Source organism: Anabaena azotica SJ-1 (genome assembly GCF_047275885.1).
Lineage (GTDB): Bacteria > Cyanobacteriota > Cyanobacteriia > Cyanobacteriales > Nostocaceae > Trichormus_B > Trichormus_B azotica_A.
Genome location: NZ_CP178454.1, coordinates 6097905 through 6115153, shown reverse-complemented (window position 1 = coordinate 6115153; position 17249 = coordinate 6097905). Strand labels below are relative to the sequence as shown.

The following is a 17249-nucleotide window of genomic DNA, read 5'->3' as shown; positions in this document are numbered from 1 at the left end:
ATGCGTAGCCCCTTCGGGGTTCAGCAGTCGCTCATGGGGGAAACCCCCAAGACCGCGCTGCTTCACTAGTTCCCTGCTCTAGAACTTAAAAGTTAAACAGGCTTAAGGGTTAAACCAGTGCTTTTAAGATAGTTACCGACCTCTAACATTGTCAAAGCTAACATTACCCGCAAGGAGGGACAATATGTCCAAAGTATTTGTTTTAGATACCAACTTCATACCGTTAAATCCAATTCATTCTGCACAAGCCAGACAACTATTAAGAAACAAAAAAGCAGCAATATTTAGACAGTTTCCGTTCACAATTATTCTCAAAGAATCGCGTCCTGACTCCCCAGTATCGTCGCTGAGATTAAAGATTGATCCTGGTGCAAAATTCACGGGAATGGCATTAGTTAACGATTCAACTGGTGAGGTTGTATTTGCTGCTGAATTAAAACATAGAGGCTTCGCAATTAGAGATGCTTTAACTTCTAGAAGACAATTAAGACGTTCTAGACGTGCAAGAAAAACTCGTTACAGACAACCAAGGTTCTTGAATAGAACACGTCCAGAGGGATGGTTAGCACCGAGCTTACAAAGTCGAATTGAGAATATCAAAACTTGGGTGAAAAAGTTGCGCCAATTTGCACCAATTGGGGCGATTAGTCAAGAATTAGTAAGGTTTGATATGCAGTTAATGGTTAATCCTGATCTTCAAGGTAGGGAATATCAACAAGGAACTTTAGCTGGTTACGAAACTAGAGAATACTTACTAGAAAAGTGGGATAGACAATGTGCCTACTGTGGAGTGAAAGACGTTCCTTTTCAAGTAGAGCATATTCATCCACGAGCCAAAGGTGGTAGTGATTCAATTACAAATCTCACTTTAAGTTGCGAGAAATGTAATACCAAGAAGGGAACAAAAGATATCAAAGATTTCCTCAAAAAAGACCCATCAAGGTTAGAAAAAATCCTGAAGCAAGCCAAAAGACCATTAGCTGATGCGGCCTCCGTCAACACAACTCGATTGGCATTACTAAAAGTTTTAAAAGCGACTGGATTACCTGTAGAAACTGGTTCAGGAGGGCTAACAAAATTCAATAGAAGTCAACAGAAACTAGAGAAAACGCACTGGATTGATGCAGCTTGTGTTGGTCAATTAACTCCAATTCTCAATATCAAAGGTGTTAAACCATTGTTAATTACAGCTAACGGTCACGGCACTAGACAATCTTGCAGAACTGACAAATACGGTTTTCCTTCTAGATATGTCCCCAGGTTCAAATTTGTTAATGGTTTTCAAACCGGAGACATTGTTAAAGCTGTTGTCACAAAAGGTACAAAGATTGGGGCATATATCGGACGAGTAGCGGTGAGGACTAGCGGTAGTTTCAATATCTCAACAGTGTCTGGACTGATTCAAGGTATCTCTTACAAATACTGTAAATCAATTCACAAAAAGGACGGTTACGAATATGGAAAATAACAGATTTGTTAATTGCTCAAATGTCTCTCTCATTGTTTGTGCTGGCGCACAAAATTACTCAAGGGACGTTTCACAATTAACCCTCCATTCCTCCCATCACCAAACTGAGTACAGTTTTGGTGGGGGTCTCCTGGAGGTTTAGATGAATAATATGATTGTATGCAAAAAAAAGTGAAGGTTAAACCCAACTCTAAACAACAGAGAATTACAGAGCAGGAAGATGGTAGTTTAATCGTACATTTAAAATCACCACCAGTTGATGGTAAAGCCAATGAAGAGTTAATTAAGCTTTTAGCAGAAAAGTTTGATGTACCAAAATCTGATATTAGAATTAAATCTGGTTTATCATCTCGACAAAAATTAGTGGAAATTGATAATTGGTAATTGGTAATTTTTTTTGTAAGTCAGCATTTAGCTAATGGCTAAGTCCGAAAATACATATTTGATATTTAAGCAATTTTTGAAACATTCTGACTCCTGAATTCTTACTTAAAAATCAAAAATCAAGTTACTTTTACCTTTTGTTTGCTGTTAACTTCCAAAGGTAAAAAAATCGTCAACACTTCTCCATACTGGGGATTTTGACGGACAATTAACTTACCACCAATTGCTTGAAATAGATGCTTAGTTGCAGCAATATTTAAACTAATTGTTCCAGTTTCTGGTTGAAACATTAATAGCTGACCAAGAGATTTACGAATTGGTAGTGTTGCAGTTCTAGTTGTATCTTGGCAATCTAATTGAGGAGATAATTGTAATTTGAGTTGATCACCAGCGGGAATTACTTGAACTTGAATAGAACTTCCAGGGGGTAAACTGCGGGTAAAGTTCTCCATTAAACCTGTCAGTACCCGGTCTAGCATAGCGGGATTACTGACTACAGTTGGCAGTTGCTGGGGTAAAGCCACATCTAAAGTTAAATTCCGTCGTGTTGCTGCTTGTTGCCAACGAGGGATACTTTGCTGTAATACTTGATCTAAAGACATGGGAGTTAATTGTGTATTCGCAGATTTTGCAGCGGAACAAGTTTCTAATTCTGCGGCTTTAAACAATAACTCCATACGGTCAATTTGCTCAGTACACTCGTGGTCAATGACTTCCAATCGCTTAATTACGGGAACAGGTAAATCCCGCCGCTTCAGTAGCAGACGAGTCAGAGTGCGAATAGTCGCTAATGGTGTGCGGACTTCATGAGCAAAGGCTTGTAGTAGTTCTACATCAGAACGGGAAGATGGTTTTGGTGATGGGGAAGCGGGAATATGAGGAAGCGGAGAAATGGGAGGATTATGTACTGCTTTATCTGCTTCTGGCTCTGCTAATTCCTGAAGCAACAACTGGCTAAATTGAATTATTGTTTGATAATCTGCTACAACTGGGGAATATTGCTGAACTAAAGCATCCAACTCAGTGAATAAATCTGGATTAGTCAAGACAACCCTTGCACCTAATGCGTGCCAAGCCTGTTGTACTACTTCTGGTTCAAATGAAAATAAAAATTCTTTTTTACCGCTTATGTGTTCTGACAAAACCAGAACTAATCTAAATTTTTCTGTGAACACCAAGCAAAATTGTTCTGATCCCAGAGGATCGGCAGGTAATAAAGGTAAGATGGATTCCTCTGGATTAATTTCCGTGTGTGCGTAAGCACAGTCTGTTATTGTCGGTGAGTTTTCCAGAGTACACATTACCTCTTTCCCAGCACTCTGCACCATCGCTGGTGAGATATGAAACGGCATCAAAGCCAATGGGTTAAAAGGTTTGGCTGTAAAAGTTACTGTTTGTAAACTTTGAGTTAGTTTTGGCTGACTAAATAAGGGTGCTGGTGCAGTTAGAACTAAACCTTGGGTGATATGAGGGGGAGTGGTTGCTAAGGTTTTGAGTAGTAGATGTTCAGTTGCAGCTAAACTGATGCGCCATTGCTGCTCTGCTTTGGCGGATGAACACTCAGCCATACTTGATTGGCTATAGGCTAAAACTTCTCTCAGACTTGGCAAGATCCATTCGTACACAGGTTTTCACCCCTTGATTCAAGAGCATCTAACAGCAGCTAAAGTAGACATTGCACCATATACTTACGAGGTTATAGTCATTCCTGCACTAATAACAGTCGTAGAACCGAACAATTCAGGGGCAATTTCCGCAGGGATAAGGGGACAGGGGCAGGAGATCATACATTTTTCGTAAGAATTCAGGAGTCAGGAGGAGGCAGTGCGGTCTTGGGGTTTCCCCAAGTGGAGCAACTACCGTTCAGGAGTCAGAATACTGATGAAATGAAGAATAGAGAGCAGTGAGATTTTATCCAAATCATCAAAGTTGACTAAAAAAGCCTTTATTCTCCTGACTTGAAGTATTCTCTATCCTGAATACTTACCATTTTTCTCCCTATCTCTATATTTCCTCTGTCAGTGTAGATATCCTAAAATTTTGCTTCAGAATGCGTCAAACTTCTCCAAATCTGATAACATCGAGTGATCCAGACGTGGCTGCATAATCTACCCTTCTAAATGCTGCGGGTATTCTAAGCTCAGATCCATAAATTGATGAACCAGTCATTTACCATATACTAGTCCTCTTTGGTTTGTAGCCATTAAGAAAATTGAATTGGTACTTTTGTGAGAAAAGGCTTGTAAATTTGAGTCGCTAGAAAGTTATCCAATCTTCAATTTTCATAGGACTTACCCAAGTGTCGCAATCAAGTCTCTTGTAGGGTGTCTCAGATGAGAAAAATCTTTTGAGATTAAGCAATTGATAGGTCTGACTCATCCTACTAAATATACTAGTTGCGTAAGTCCTGTTTTAGCTAACTAAATGCTTGATTAAGCATGGGTGTAGTCATTTAATTTGTTTTTTAAGATTCGCTCCTGGACATCACACGCCTCAATTCATCGCTTCAAGTATTCAATAGGGAGATAAACATGAAAAACCTCATTCCTTTTGTTGTTAGTGGCATTTTAGTAGTTGGTGTTTTTGGTTGCCAAGAAGCTCCTAAAACTGGTTCAGAAACTCCTGCTACAAAAACTGAAGCTACTTTGGCACCAGTTAAACCGGCATCTCAAACAACACAAGTTACAGGAAAAACTGCTAGCCCTGAAAAATCAACTGCTAAAATTACTCCGGGGTCTGCTAAACCTGCAAGCGATTTGACAACGGAAATTAGTAAAAAGTTAAAGGCAGGTTTACCTAGCAATAAGTTGGAAGTAGAGAATAAGGAAGGTGCAATTATCCTCAAAGGTAGTGCTGCTTCTGAGGAAGAACTTAAAAAAGCCGAAGCTTTGGTTAAGGAAGTCAAAGGTGTGAAAAGTGTCAAAGTAGAGGCAAAGGTTACACCTGAGAAGAAGCTATAACAGGTGATGGGGAGCAGGGGAGCAGGGGAGCAGAGGAGAGGGGGAGAGGGGGGAAATATTTTCTTCTTATCCTCCTGCCTCCTGCCTCCTGCCTCCTGCCTTCTGCCTTCTGCCTCCTGCCTCCTGCCTCCTGCCTCCTGCCTCCTGCCTCCTGCCTTCTGCCTCAATGTGCAAACTTGTTATGAATATGCTGAAATGGCAATATATTGTTACAATACTTAACAGCGTTCATCTAACTGGTGGCTTTCTTCATGATGGTTAAGAGTTTCACGCCTCCTAGTTCCCAATCGAGTGTGCAGGACAGTGGCAACAGCGAGTTGTCGATTATTGATGTAGTACCTGAAAATGGGATAGAAGCCTTAGTCAGCGATTCTCCTACAATGTTAAGAACTACACAAGCTGAACCGGAATCACTGCGTTATGATCCTGTAGAAATTTTGGCACACTATGAAAATAAACTTTTACAAGTGTTACGCCGGATTGTGACGGTTCTGCAACCTACTTTGGCTTATGTTTTTGGTTTGTGGTGGGATAATAAACGGGGTGTTAAGGTCAAAAATGACCGTCGTCGGGCTATTCAACTGCGAGAGTTGTTGACTAAGCTGGGGCCTGCTTATATTAAAATTGGACAGGCTTTGTCTACTAGGCCTGATTTGGTGCCACCAGTATATCTGGAGGAGTTAACTAGACTGCAAGACCAATTACCAGCGTTTGCGAATGAAATTGCTTACCAGTTTATTGAGGAGGAACTGGGGGCTAAACCAGACCAAATTTATGCGGAACTTTCATCTGAACCTATTGCGGCTGCTTCTTTGGGACAGGTATATAAGGGGAAGCTTAAAACTGGGGAAGAGGTGGCTATTAAGGTACAGCGCCCAGATTTACGAGAAATAATTACTATTGATTTGTATATTTTACGCCGTCTTGCGGGTTTTGTACAACGGAAGGTGAAGCGGGTACGGAGTGATTTAGTTGGGATTTTGGATGAGTTGGGCGATCGCATTTTTGAAGAAATGGATTATATCCATGAAGGTGCAAATGCGGAACGCTTTTTTGAATTATACGGGCATATTCAAGATATCTACGTTCCCAAAATTTATTGGGAATACACTAACCGTCGTGTGTTAACGATGGAGTGGATTAATGGGATTAAGTTAACTCAAACTAGGGAAATCAAGGAACTAGGAATAGATGCACGCTATTTAATTGAAGTGGGTGTGCAGTGTTCTTTGCGTCAATTATTGGAACATGGATTTTTCCATGCTGACCCTCACCCTGGTAATTTATTAGCTACTTTTGATGGTAAGTTGGCTTATCTAGACTTTGGGATGATGAGCGAGATTAAACCACCTCAACGTTATGGTTTAATTGAGGCGATCGTTCACGTTGTCAACCGTGATTTTGACTCTTTAGCACAAGATTATGTGAAATTAGAGTTTCTTTCTCCAGAAACAGATTTAACACCAATTATTCCTGCTTTTAGTAAAGTTTTTGCTAATGCTCAAGGTGCAAGTGTAGCAGAATTAAACATTAAAAGTATCACCGATGATTTATCGGCATTAATGTATGAGTATCCTTTCCGCGTTCCTCCTTATTACGCTTTAATTATTCGTTCTTTGGTGACATTGGAAGGGATTGCTATCTATATTGATCCTAATTTTAAAGTTCTCAGTGAAGCTTATCCTTATGTTTCTAAACGCCTATTAACTGATCCAGCAGATGAATTAAGAACTTCATTGCAAGATTTACTATTTAAAGATGGTAAATTTCGGTGGAATCGTTTAGAAAATTTGTTAAAAAATGCCCGTAGTAATCAGGATTACGACTTTAATTTAGTAGTGTCTCAGGGAGTAGATTTTTTATCTTCTGAACGGGGTTCATTTATTCGTGACAGGTTGGTTGATGAGTTTATAAATGGACTCGATGCCATGAGTAAAAATGCCTTACATGGTGTCACATCTTTGTTGCGGGAAAGAGTGGGATTAACGGCTATTAGTGAAACTCCTGGGGCTACAGTTGAACAACAACAAACCTTAGAACATATCAAACGCATTGTGGGGATTTTGCGAGAAACTAGAGGTTTTGATCCGGCAAAACTTGCTCCTCAAATAGCGCAAATTGTTGTCAATCCTAAAGTACAAAATTTGGGTCAACAAATTGCCCATCGTTTTACACAGAAAGCTTTAGCTAAGTTGATTAGACAATTATTAGCAGCAGAAGAAATTGGGTGATTGGTGACAGTGAAAAAAGAGGGGGAGAATAGAACTAATAAATTTCTATCTGTTCCCTGTTCCCTTATCTACAAATTACCTTCTTGATTACCATTTTTATCACGTTGGAGACTTTCTTCTAGAGCTTGAATTTGTTCCCGACGGGCTTCTAATTCCAAAGTACGACGTGCTAAATCTTGGCTTTGCAAGGTTAAAGATTGTCGCCAATGTTCGGCTTGATATGCTTCCTGTTGTAAAAATTCTGGAGTAATACCAGCGGTTAGGTAAGTTTCAACTAAATAAATTACCCACCGGGTAGCATCTTCAATTGTTTCTATTTCATCTGTAGGAGAAAGTGTAACTAAGACTAACACTTTCTCATTCATTGTGTTGTCTGTTTTTAAAGGAATAAATGTCTCTTCAGAAATTATTGACCATAAATATTCACTTTCCTGATGGGCTAATAGGCATAATTGATATTGATCTAAATCGGTTTTATGTACTTGGGCTAGATATTTCATAATTTTTTTATTAGTAATAATTAATCATTAATCATTTGTTTGTGACTGTTCAAAGTTCTCTTATGAGTTGACGGTTAACAGTTAGGAGTCAACCGTCAGGTTTATTTTATACTAGGGTACGCAAGCGATCGCGTAAAATTTCCGCTTGTTTTTCGGCTTCTGTTAAAGCATTTCTTGTAGTTTGTACCACATCTGCGGGTGCTTTATCTACAAAGCTAGAATTACTCAATCTTCCACTTAAAGATTTAGCTTCTGCTTCAACTTTGTTCAAGCTTTTCTCTAGTTTGGCACGTAAGACTTCAATATCAACTACTCCAGTCAAGGGAATGACAACCTGAACTGTACCAACAACACCAGAAATAGAATTTTCCTTTTCTGGAGTTGGCGTTATTTCTGCTGTTGTTGATGTTTCTTTGACTGGGAAGTATTTAGTAAATAATTCTTGTCTCGCTTTAGCATTTAGTAAATAGCGAACAAAAAACCAACCAGCGTAACCCAAACCCACAGTTTCAAAGAACATCCCAAAAATTGGTAGACGTAGAGTTGTATTTCCGACAAAGATAGCGACTCTGAGGGAAACTAAGGCAATAATAATTAAAGAAATTGTTTTGAAGGTCTGCCAATAAGGACTGGTAAAAATTGGGTTAATTTTTGGTGCTTCTACAGTAGGTTTGGGAGCATTAATAGTTAAGGTTTCTACCTTAGCTAAATCTTTAATGTAATACTGTCCCGTGGTAAGAATTAGCCTTTCTTTATCGCTTTCACTTTGCAAATTAGCAGTAATTTTTACTCCTGGTTTAACATCAGCTTCGGCGCGTAAATTGCGAATGGTACGGATTGTATCAATTAACAAATCAAACTGTTCTTCTAAACTAGAATCAATTAAATTTGTGTCTGGTTCTGGATAGCTTTGTAAAGCTAAAATCTGAGGATTTTCGGCTGGTTGTTGGGTGAGAGTTTGCCAAATTTCTTCGGTAATATGGGGCATGAAAGGATGTAATAACTTTAATACTCCTTCCAATATTTCAGCTAGTATTTGTTGGGCAACTTGACGAGATGCCGGATCTGCATCTTTTTGCAATCTGGATTTGACTAATTCAATATACCAATCACAAAAATCACCCCAAATAAACTCATAAAGTCCTTTAGCTGCTTCTCCTAAACCGTAATTATCAATGTAATTATTTGTCTGTTTAACTACTTGATGATAGCGGGAAAGAATCCATTTATCACTAAGTTCTGTAGGTGCAGGCTTACCCAATTGTGCTGGAGTTTGCCCATCCAAATTCATCATTACAAATCTGGCGGCATTCCATAATTTATTGGCAAAATTCCGCGATGCTTCGACAGATATTGATTCATCTTTTTTGCGGTCATATTCTAAGCGAATATCTTGACCAGCACCCGCTACTTCTTTGACTAAAGTGTAACGGAGGGCATCAGTTCCATATTTATCAATCAACAATAATGGGTCAATGCCATTATTTGCTGATTTGGACATTTTCTTATTATTTTCATCCCTGACTAAACCATGAATATAAACGGTTTTGAAAGGCATTTTTCCCGTAAAATGTCCCGCCATCATCGTCATTCTTGCTACCCAGAAAAAGATGATATCAAAGCCTGTAACTAAGGTGGTGGTGGGATAGTAAGTTTCTAAATCCTGTGTTGGTTCTGGCCAACCTAAAGTTGAAAATGGCCATAAACCAGAGGAAAACCAAGTATCTAAAACATCGGGGTCTTGTTCTAATTTAACTTCTTCCCCAAATTGTGATTTAGCTTTTTCTAAAGCTTCTGCTTCATTCCGGGCGACGAAATGGGGTGTGGTGTCGGTAATTTCGCCACCTGTTTCACTAACAGCATACCAAGCGGGGATTTGATGACCCCACCAAAGTTGACGGGAAATACACCAGTCACGCAGATTTACTAACCAGTCACGATAAACTTTAGTCCAGCGTTGGGGTACAAATTCAGGGGAATTTTGCTGGTCAAGAAATTCCAGGGTTTTGTCAGCGAGGGGACGAATTTTCACAAACCACTGAGTTGAAAGCAGGGGTTCAACGGGGACTTTTCCGCGATCGCTATAAGGTACTGTATGTTTATAATCTTCTATTTTTACCAGCACACCATCAGCTTCTAAACGGGCAATGACATTTTTTCTAGCAACGAAGCGGTCTTGACCTTGAAACTCACCAGCGTTCTCGTTCAGCGTGCCGTCTTTGTTCATAATATTGATAAACGGCAAATTGTGACGCTTACCCATTTCAAAATCATTCGGGTCATGGGCAGGAGTTACTTTCACACAACCTGTACCGAAACCAGGGTCAACTAACTCGTCACCAATAATGGGAATTTCTCGGTTCATAATTGGTAAAGTTAGTGTTTTACCAATTAAATCTTTATACCGTTCATCATCAGGGTTAACCGCAACACCTGTATCACCTAACATCGTTTCTGGTCGTGTTGTAGCCACTTCCACAAAACCAGAACCATCGCTGAGGGGATAACGAAAGTGCCAAAGATTACCATTTACTTCTTTTGGTTCCACTTCCAAATCAGACACCGCAGACTGGGAAGCGGGACACCAGTTAACCAGATAGTTACTACGGTAAATTAATCCTTCTTCATAGAGGCGGATAAATGCTTCTAAAACAGCTTTAGATAAACCTTCATCCAAGGTGAATCGTTCCCGTGACCAGTCCACAGAAACACCCAAACGGCGTAATTGATTAACAATTGTACCGCCAGATTCATTTTTCCATTGCCAGGCGCGTTCCAGGAATTTTTCTCGACCTACATCATGGCGAGTTTTACCTTCAGCCTTGAGTTGCTTTTCTAAAATTGTTTGGACTGCTATACTCGCGTGGTCTGTTCCCGGTACCCATAGAGTGTTACGTCCCTTCATTCGATGGTAGCGCACAATGGTATCAATCAACGCGCTTTCAAAAGCGTGACCTATATGTAAACTACCAGTAACGTTTGGTGGTGGAATAACGACGCAAAAGGGTTCACCTTTGTGATTCGGGTCTGCTTTGTAGACTTGGTTTTCTTCCCAGAATTTTTGCCATTTGGCTTCTGTGGAGAAGGCTTCGTAGAGACTGGGGAGATTAGGAATAGTTGCGGTCATGCTGGGAATAATCAGTTTTTTAGGACTCTGATCAATTTTGCCACAAGCTTGGAGAGTGTTTGTGGATATGTTTCTATTTTGCAACCCAACTTACATTACTTGTATTGATATGGTATCAAGTAGTTATTTGTTTACCAATATAGATTTATATCATCCTGATTTTCTCGACTCCAGTTTGATAAACCGCTGTTCTAATTTATTAACTTGTTGTTTTAATTCAACTACTAAAGTTGATAATCTATCAAATATTCTATCCCGTTCTGATGGGGATAAATTTCTTGTGGAATTTGGTAGTTTGGGAGAAGCCTGAGTAATTCTAGATGATGGAGTTTGAGGTTTTTGACTGAGTAATAACTCAATTTGGTTTAATCTCAACTCCAAACGACGCAAGTCGGATTCTAGATTATTAACCCGAAACTCTACCTGCTGTGATGAAGCGGTATTAGAAAAAATACCACTCCACAGCATTATGACCAAAACACCAGCAAACAATAATTTTTTTAACATCTTATTGACTGGGTATTTAGCATTTACTTATTAATCAGATTTTAAGTTAGAAAATAAATGTTCCCAATTTATAGAATTAGGATTATTTTCTCCCTCTTTTACTTCCAAAGTTATATTACGTGCTTTTGGTTGTTTTAGAGATTGAACGCAAATTTCTGCCACATCATTCCGGCTAATTTTTCCTCTAATATTATCCCCTTGTTCAAATATTAACTCTTTTCCTCCATCTGCTTCAGTTAAAGCACATGGTCTAATAATTGTGTAGGGAATTCCACTGGATCTTAAACTATCTTCTCCTTTTAATTTCCAAGTTAAAATTCCTCCCAATTGGTCATTTAATCTTACCGCAGGTGGTTCTTCATCTAAATTAATTCCTGGTCTTCCAGGACGAGTCACACCAGCAGAACTAACTAAGACAAATTGAGGTAAAGCTTCACCACCATAAGCCTTGATTGATTCTAGTTCTAATGTAAAACTACCAGGATTAAATTTAGGATTTAAAGCGCCATCATATTCAAATTTGCTCAACATTAATTGAAAAGAGCAAACCTTACTAGCATCAATTGCTGGACAATCTTTAACAGATTTAGCTCTAAATACAGGTGTCAAGTTTGCAAAGGGAATGGTAATATCTATCCATGTATTAGCTACAGTATCGAAAGAATAACTGTAACCAACACCGTCCCAAGTTGATTCTGTTCGCAAAAAGATTTTATAACGTTGTCCGTCACCTTTGACGCGCAATTTTACACCTGCATGACCTGATAAATCAATTGCTGGTGAAAAATTCTTGGTTCTGACAGACGCAAAACCTCCTGAATTAGCGGTAGAAACATTACCAGCAAATAAAGCTGTTTTTTCTAAGATTTGAAAATTGCTGGCACTGACACCACCCATGACCACATCATCCAAAGCGCCCCAAATATCTTTTAATTCTTGTGATGATTGAGTAAAGTCAAAAATTGCTTTTTCACCTGTGTTTGGTAAATATTTTGCTGCTGCTTCTACTAAGTTTTTCACACCTTTGTATTCGACATTTTCAGGTGTATCACCCACAATTTCTGGGAGATAAAATTTCACACCTTGATTATATTTAGCTCTATCAGGTGTGTCTCCTTCTACTGGTTGAACACGCACTGCTGTACAACAAACAACTGCTTGGATATTACTCATAACTAAGCTGTTGAGGGTTTCAGGTTTGGTAATATCTCCCACTACTAAGTCAACTTCATTACCAAGAATTGACCGCGCTTTGTCAATGTCTCTGACTAAGCAGCGCACTTTATCACCTTGAGTTAGTAATCTTTTTACTACTCGTTTACCAACTCCACCTGTGGCACCAGCTACTAGAATTATACCCATTTTCCTCCCCCCATTTGGTGGGTTTTGATTATTTTCAGGACGACTTTGAAATAACTTTTGTACCCAATTCAAGACAGGAAATACCTCAAAGTAGGTCAGGGTTTTGATGAATCGGCATAAGTCCCATTGAGAACGATTTTTTTCAGTCACAATTACTTGGTTGCTACTCTAGTGTATTCTCTTCTGATTGTAGCAATTTTATATTATTGCTATCCTCAATCATGAATAATATATAGAAGTTGGGGATATGAGAGTATCAAATTTATATTATAATAATTTAATAACTCAAGATTAAGCTATGGTTATGAGCCAATTTGAAAAAGTTCAAGCTGAGTATGAAAATTTTCCTCAAGAATTTGCCAGTATTATTATTAGTACGGTTAACTCCCAGGGAATACCTAATGCTAGTTATACTCCTTTCGTAATAGATGAAGCTAAAAATATCTACATTTATGTGAGTGGTTTAGCTAGTCATACTACTAATATTCAAGCTCATCCTTATGTCGGTGTTTTATTTATTGATGATGAAGCGAAGACTCCTAATATTTTCGCGCGTCGTCGTTTGAGTTTTGATTGTACAGCGAGTTTAATTGCAAGGGAAACTGAACAATGGAATCAAATTGTTAATCAATTTCAAGAACGTTTTGGAGAAATTATTGAAATGTTACGCAGTTTGCCAGATTTTAGAATTTTTCAACTCACTCCAACTGAGGGACGTTTTGTAATGGGGTTTGGTTCTATTTACAATATTAATGGTGATAATCTCCATCAACTTGTACCAGTTACTAAAGATAATATTTCTAATTCATAATTTATAATTCCTAAATATTGTATGCTGAAATTTCACCCTCCTGGTTTTGGTCAAAAGGTTATTAATACTTCTTTGGGTGCGATGATTTATTATACCCAAATGAGTGAACCTTGGAATATTGAGGAAAAGTTACCACCTTTGTTATTTTTACATAACTTTGGTGGTGGTGCTTCTGCTTATGAATGGTCTAAGGTTTATCCGGCTTGTGCAAATAAATATCGTATTTTAGCGCCAGATTTAATTGGTTGGGGAGAATCTGATCATCCGGTACGAGATTATCAAATTCAAGATTATTTGACTACTATTAGTGAGTTTATTCATCAAACTTGTAGTCAACCTGTGACGGTGATAGCTTCTTCTTTAACTGCTGGGTTTACTATTCGGCTTGCTATTTCCCAACCTAATTTATTTAAAGCTTTGTTTTTGGTTTCTCCTTCTGGGTTTGATGATTTTGGACAAGGTGCGGGACGAAGATTACCGCTTTCGGTGATTAATACACCTTTTTTGGATAATTTAATTTATGCTTTGGGTGCTGAAAATGAAGTTGCTGTTAGTAATTTTTTACAAAGCTTTCTTTTTTCTAAGCCAGAACGAGTTACTCAAGAAATGGTAGAGGCTTATTTAACTTCTGCACAACAACCAAATGCGAAGTTTTCTGCTTTGGCATTTTTACGGGGTGATCTTTATTTTGATTTGAGTTTATATATTCAGCAATTAAAAATTCCTACTGTGTTTTTCTGGGGTGAGGAGGCTCAATTTACTAATATTAATTTGGGTAGGAGGTTAGCAAGTTTAAATAAAGATGCAATTAGGGCTTTTTATGGTATAGCTGATACTGGAATTTTACTTCATTTGGAAATGCCTGAAGTTTTTATTGGGTTGTTGTCTAAGTATCTTGAATAATTAAATGCAAATAAACGCAGATACAGCAGGATAAATTGTTGTTGAGGTGATGATGACAAATATTAATCAAACTGCTACTTATGAAGGTGGTTGTCACTGTGGTGCGGTTCGCTTTCGGGTAGTAGTTGATAACCACAAAGTTGATGATTGTAATTGTTCAATTTGCAGTAAAAAGGGATTTTTGCATTTAATTGTCCCTCAAGATAAATTTACTTTATTGCAAGGTGAAGATGTTTTGACAAACTATCAATTTAATACAGGAGTTGCACAGCATAAATTTTGTCGAATTTGTGGAATTCATGCTTTTTATATTCCTCGCAGTCATCCCGATTGTATTGATGTAAATGTGCGGTGTTTAGATGGAGATGTGATAGATAATTTTGAAATTGTGCCTTTTGATGGTGCAAATTGGGAGGATAATATTCACAAATTGATTAATTGATTTCAAAAGGCTTTGCCTCTGCTGTCACGCTTAGGCAGAGCTTTCTAAAATTCATTCCCATACAGAGTATGGGAACGAGAGAATGAGAAAAATTATTTACTATTCAAAAATCTAGCCTAACAATTCTAGATTAGAGAAAATAAACTCCTGTACAGAAAGATTTCCGTCTGTTTCAGTGCGAATTTCCCGACGGTTGAGAATGTAATAATTTCCTACTTTTTCATATTCGTCTGTAAACTCGCTCCGACCACCTTTTTGTAACCCAGTGTTGGGGTCATGATATACAGCATCATAGGTATGAGATAGATATCCTGCCCCTGTTTCGTGAATTTTGAAAGTGTTAATTGTCACAACAACTCCATGAATATGACGATGAACAAGAGTTACTACATCATTACGAACTTTATATTTGTCACCTGTTGATTTTCCACCAAGGATAATTTCTACAGCCCCAGTTTCGTCTGTTTCTCCATAGTTAAAAGTGTTTTCGCCGTGAGTTTGTTCAAAGGTGCGACGGACGCGGTGAACGGCGATTTCCCAAACTTGACCTTCAATAGCTTTCTTTGCTGCTGGGTCTTCTATTTCCGAAACTTCCCATTTGAGATTAGCGTCAATGCGAATTTTGCCAGTGAACACCTGGCTATCATATTTATAGATGATATCTGCACTATAACCTGGGAAATTTTCATCCCAAGTGTAACGGTTTTGATAGGCAGCCCGGAAAAGTTCTTGGGCAGAGATTTGAGTAACTGTCATGATGCTTGTCCTCTGGCTACGAGTAAGAATAGCGTTTTATGCTTGCTGGTATTAGGATAGAAGTAATTATCGAGGTTTGGATAGTCCCCAAGTGGGTACTCTTATGACAAAAACTCTCCACGCCATTTTTGAAGCGATCGCTCATGTTCAAAATGAGCAAGAATTAAAACAGGCGCTCATGGACACCATTGGCGACCATTTTGGCGTGCAACATTGGGGTATTTCTTTCCTGGATGATGAGTTATTAACGGAAATCAAAACTCCCGAAATGCCGGCTGTATGTTTGGAAGCTAATCCCGTCGGCCGCTATGTCGTCGAACGCCACGCCCCCACCCATGAGCAATTAATCTTATCACCAGAAGATTGGAAAAATTTTTGCACTCGTCACGAACACATCATGACTGGTCCAATAGTTTGTGATGGTCGCTTAGTAGGAACGCTGAATTTTGCCCGTGACCCCGGTAGCGCCCCTTTTAATGGTAATGATTTGGCTGATTTAAGTGCTTTATGTATTCATTTATCAGCAAAGCTCGCTACTCTACGGACAAAGCCCAAAACTGTATCATCTGCTGTTAATTCTCTCCTCACAGCTAGGGAGTTAGAAATTGCTGAATTAGTAGCCCAAGGTTTAACTAATGGGGAAATTGCCGCTAAACTTTGGATTACCCAAAATTCTGTTAAGCAAGCATTGAAAAGAATGTTTCGGAAATTGGGGGTTTCTGCTCGTGCGGAAATGGTGGCAAAACTTCAAGATCGTTTGGTTTCGTGAAATAGGTGACAGGTGACAGGTGACAGGTGACAGTGAAGAGGGAATAGGGAAATATGATCAATACATTATTCTCCTCTGCACCTGAAGCTCCCACCCTATACCCTGCTATAAAACCTGAATTTCATCAAGTTGATGAATCACCACATCGGCACCTCGAACATTACCGGAATTACCAATCCAAGTAATACCAATACAACCTGCGGCTTTACCATCACGCGCCATTTGCATATCACCAACGGAATCACCAACCATCAAAGTAGTTCTGGGTTCTACACCTAAAGCCTGACAAGCTTGTAGGAATAAAATGGGATCTGGTTTACTCGGACCTTCATCAACTCCCATTTCTAGTTGTAGGTAATTCCTTAACTCATGAGTGATGACAAATTTCTGCACTTCCTCCGTTGTTGCGGCTGAGAGAATGCCTAGTTTTAATCCGGCTGATGATAGGGATTTTAAAATTTCTAAGCTTCCCACATACAAAGGTGAGGGTGTTTTACCAATGTATTGTTCAGCTTCTGCTAATGCTTGACGGGCAATTGTTAAAGACTCAAACCATCCTCTTCCCGTTTCGGCAATATAGGCCGCAGCGGCGGTTTCTGTTTCTCGACGACTGGCTACGGCCATTAAACCGGCTGGATCTAGGCGATCGCCATTAATCCCAAAAGCCATTAACAATGGTTCACCAATACCAGGAATTTGCGCGTCTATAATTCTTGCCCCTCTTTGTCCGAGCGATCGCAAATAGGACTCTGAATCTTCTAATGTCCCATTTTTGTCAAATAAAATCGCCTTAATATCAGCAAAGGTCTTGTTTCCACATTTAATAGTAGCCATATTAGAAGGAGTTCAGGAGTTCAGGAGTTCAGGAGTTCAGGAGTCAGGAGTCAGGAGGCAGAAGGCAGAAGGCAGAAGGCAGAAGGCAGGAGTCAGAAGGCAGGAGTCAGAAGAACGAATTAATTTTTACCCTGCTCCCCTGCCCCTCTGCTCCCCTGCTCCCCCTCTCCCCATCATCCCCATCTCCCCACACCC

The 17249-nt window shown here is 39.1% G+C and carries 15 protein-coding genes; 8 read left to right on the top strand and 7 right to left on the bottom strand.

From position 1 onward, the window contains the following. Window positions 1-184 precede the first annotated feature (184 nt). Window positions 185-1468, top strand: a complete 1284-nt coding sequence (iscB, locus tag ACLLO5_RS26495) for an RNA-guided endonuclease IscB (RefSeq protein WP_413171230.1) — start codon at window positions 185-187, stop codon at window positions 1466-1468. Window positions 1469-1627: 159 nt separating this feature from the next. Then, a complete protein-coding gene (locus tag ACLLO5_RS26490; RefSeq protein ID WP_413173447.1) occupies window positions 1628-1852 on the top strand; it encodes a DUF167 domain-containing protein in 225 nt (74 codons plus the stop codon). 119 nt (window positions 1853-1971) lie between these two features. Here the strand turns inward: ACLLO5_RS26490 and ACLLO5_RS26485 are convergent, their stop codons facing one another. Further along, the gene (locus tag ACLLO5_RS26485; protein ID WP_413173446.1) at window positions 1972-3477 is read right to left on the bottom strand and encodes a sensor histidine kinase; all 1506 of its coding nucleotides are present in this window, start codon (window positions 3475-3477) and stop codon (window positions 1972-1974) included. Window positions 3478-4383: 906 nt separating this feature from the next. Between ACLLO5_RS26485 and ACLLO5_RS26480 the strand changes: the two genes are divergently transcribed. After that, entirely contained in the window at window positions 4384-4812 is a 429-nt protein-coding gene (locus ACLLO5_RS26480) for a BON domain-containing protein (RefSeq protein WP_413173445.1), read from the top strand. Window positions 4813-5063: 251 nt separating this feature from the next. Next, window positions 5064-7043 carry an ABC1 kinase family protein gene (locus ACLLO5_RS26475; protein ID WP_413173444.1) on the top strand — a complete coding sequence of 660 codons (1980 nt, stop codon included), beginning with the start codon at window positions 5064-5066 and terminating at the stop codon, window positions 7041-7043. 68 nt (window positions 7044-7111) lie between these two features. Here ACLLO5_RS26475 and ACLLO5_RS26470 read toward each other — a convergent pair whose 3' ends face one another. The 4 genes from ACLLO5_RS26470 to ACLLO5_RS26455 form a co-directional block, all read right to left on the bottom strand. Next, the gene (locus tag ACLLO5_RS26470; protein WP_413173443.1) at window positions 7112-7543 is read right to left on the bottom strand and encodes a hypothetical protein; all 432 of its coding nucleotides are present in this window, start codon (window positions 7541-7543) and stop codon (window positions 7112-7114) included. Window positions 7544-7649: 106 nt separating this feature from the next. Beyond that, complete coding sequence (locus ACLLO5_RS26465) at window positions 7650-10670, bottom strand: valine--tRNA ligase (RefSeq protein WP_413173442.1); 3021 nt, start codon at window positions 10668-10670, stop codon at window positions 7650-7652. Between the two features lie 150 nt (window positions 10671-10820). Next, window positions 10821-11177, bottom strand: a complete 357-nt coding sequence (locus ACLLO5_RS26460; RefSeq protein WP_413173441.1) for a hypothetical protein — start codon at window positions 11175-11177, stop codon at window positions 10821-10823. 30 nt (window positions 11178-11207) lie between these two features. Then, the gene (locus ACLLO5_RS26455) at window positions 11208-12689 is read right to left on the bottom strand and encodes a CIA30 family protein (RefSeq protein WP_413173440.1); all 1482 of its coding nucleotides are present in this window, start codon (window positions 12687-12689) and stop codon (window positions 11208-11210) included. A gap of 154 nt (window positions 12690-12843) precedes the next feature. Here ACLLO5_RS26455 and ACLLO5_RS26450 point away from each other — a divergent pair, with 154 nt between their 5' ends. From ACLLO5_RS26450 to ACLLO5_RS26440, 3 genes are read left to right on the top strand one after another with little or no spacing between them, the layout of a single operon-like run. Continuing rightward, a complete protein-coding gene (locus ACLLO5_RS26450) occupies window positions 12844-13350 on the top strand; it encodes a HugZ family protein (protein WP_413173439.1) in 507 nt (168 codons plus the stop codon). Window positions 13351-13371: 21 nt separating this feature from the next. Continuing rightward, on the top strand, window positions 13372-14253 hold the full coding sequence (locus tag ACLLO5_RS26445; RefSeq protein WP_413173438.1) for an alpha/beta fold hydrolase: 882 nt from the start codon (window positions 13372-13374) through the stop codon (window positions 14251-14253). A gap of 49 nt (window positions 14254-14302) precedes the next feature. Beyond that, complete coding sequence (locus ACLLO5_RS26440) at window positions 14303-14695, top strand: GFA family protein (protein ID WP_413173437.1); 393 nt, start codon at window positions 14303-14305, stop codon at window positions 14693-14695. A gap of 111 nt (window positions 14696-14806) precedes the next feature. On the opposite strand, the gene ACLLO5_RS26435 is transcribed toward ACLLO5_RS26440, so the two are convergent. Continuing rightward, window positions 14807-15451, bottom strand: coding sequence for a DUF3386 domain-containing protein (locus ACLLO5_RS26435; protein ID WP_413173436.1), 645 nt, complete (start codon window positions 15449-15451; stop codon window positions 14807-14809). 103 nt (window positions 15452-15554) lie between these two features. Here ACLLO5_RS26435 and ACLLO5_RS26430 point away from each other — a divergent pair, with 103 nt between their 5' ends. Next, entirely contained in the window at window positions 15555-16220 is a 666-nt protein-coding gene (locus ACLLO5_RS26430; protein WP_413173435.1) for a helix-turn-helix transcriptional regulator, read from the top strand. 105 nt (window positions 16221-16325) lie between these two features. Here the strand turns inward: ACLLO5_RS26430 and ACLLO5_RS26425 are convergent, their stop codons facing one another. Then, window positions 16326-17054, bottom strand: a complete 729-nt coding sequence (locus ACLLO5_RS26425) for an HAD family hydrolase (RefSeq protein ID WP_413173434.1) — start codon at window positions 17052-17054, stop codon at window positions 16326-16328. Window positions 17055-17249: the final 195 nt, after the last annotated feature.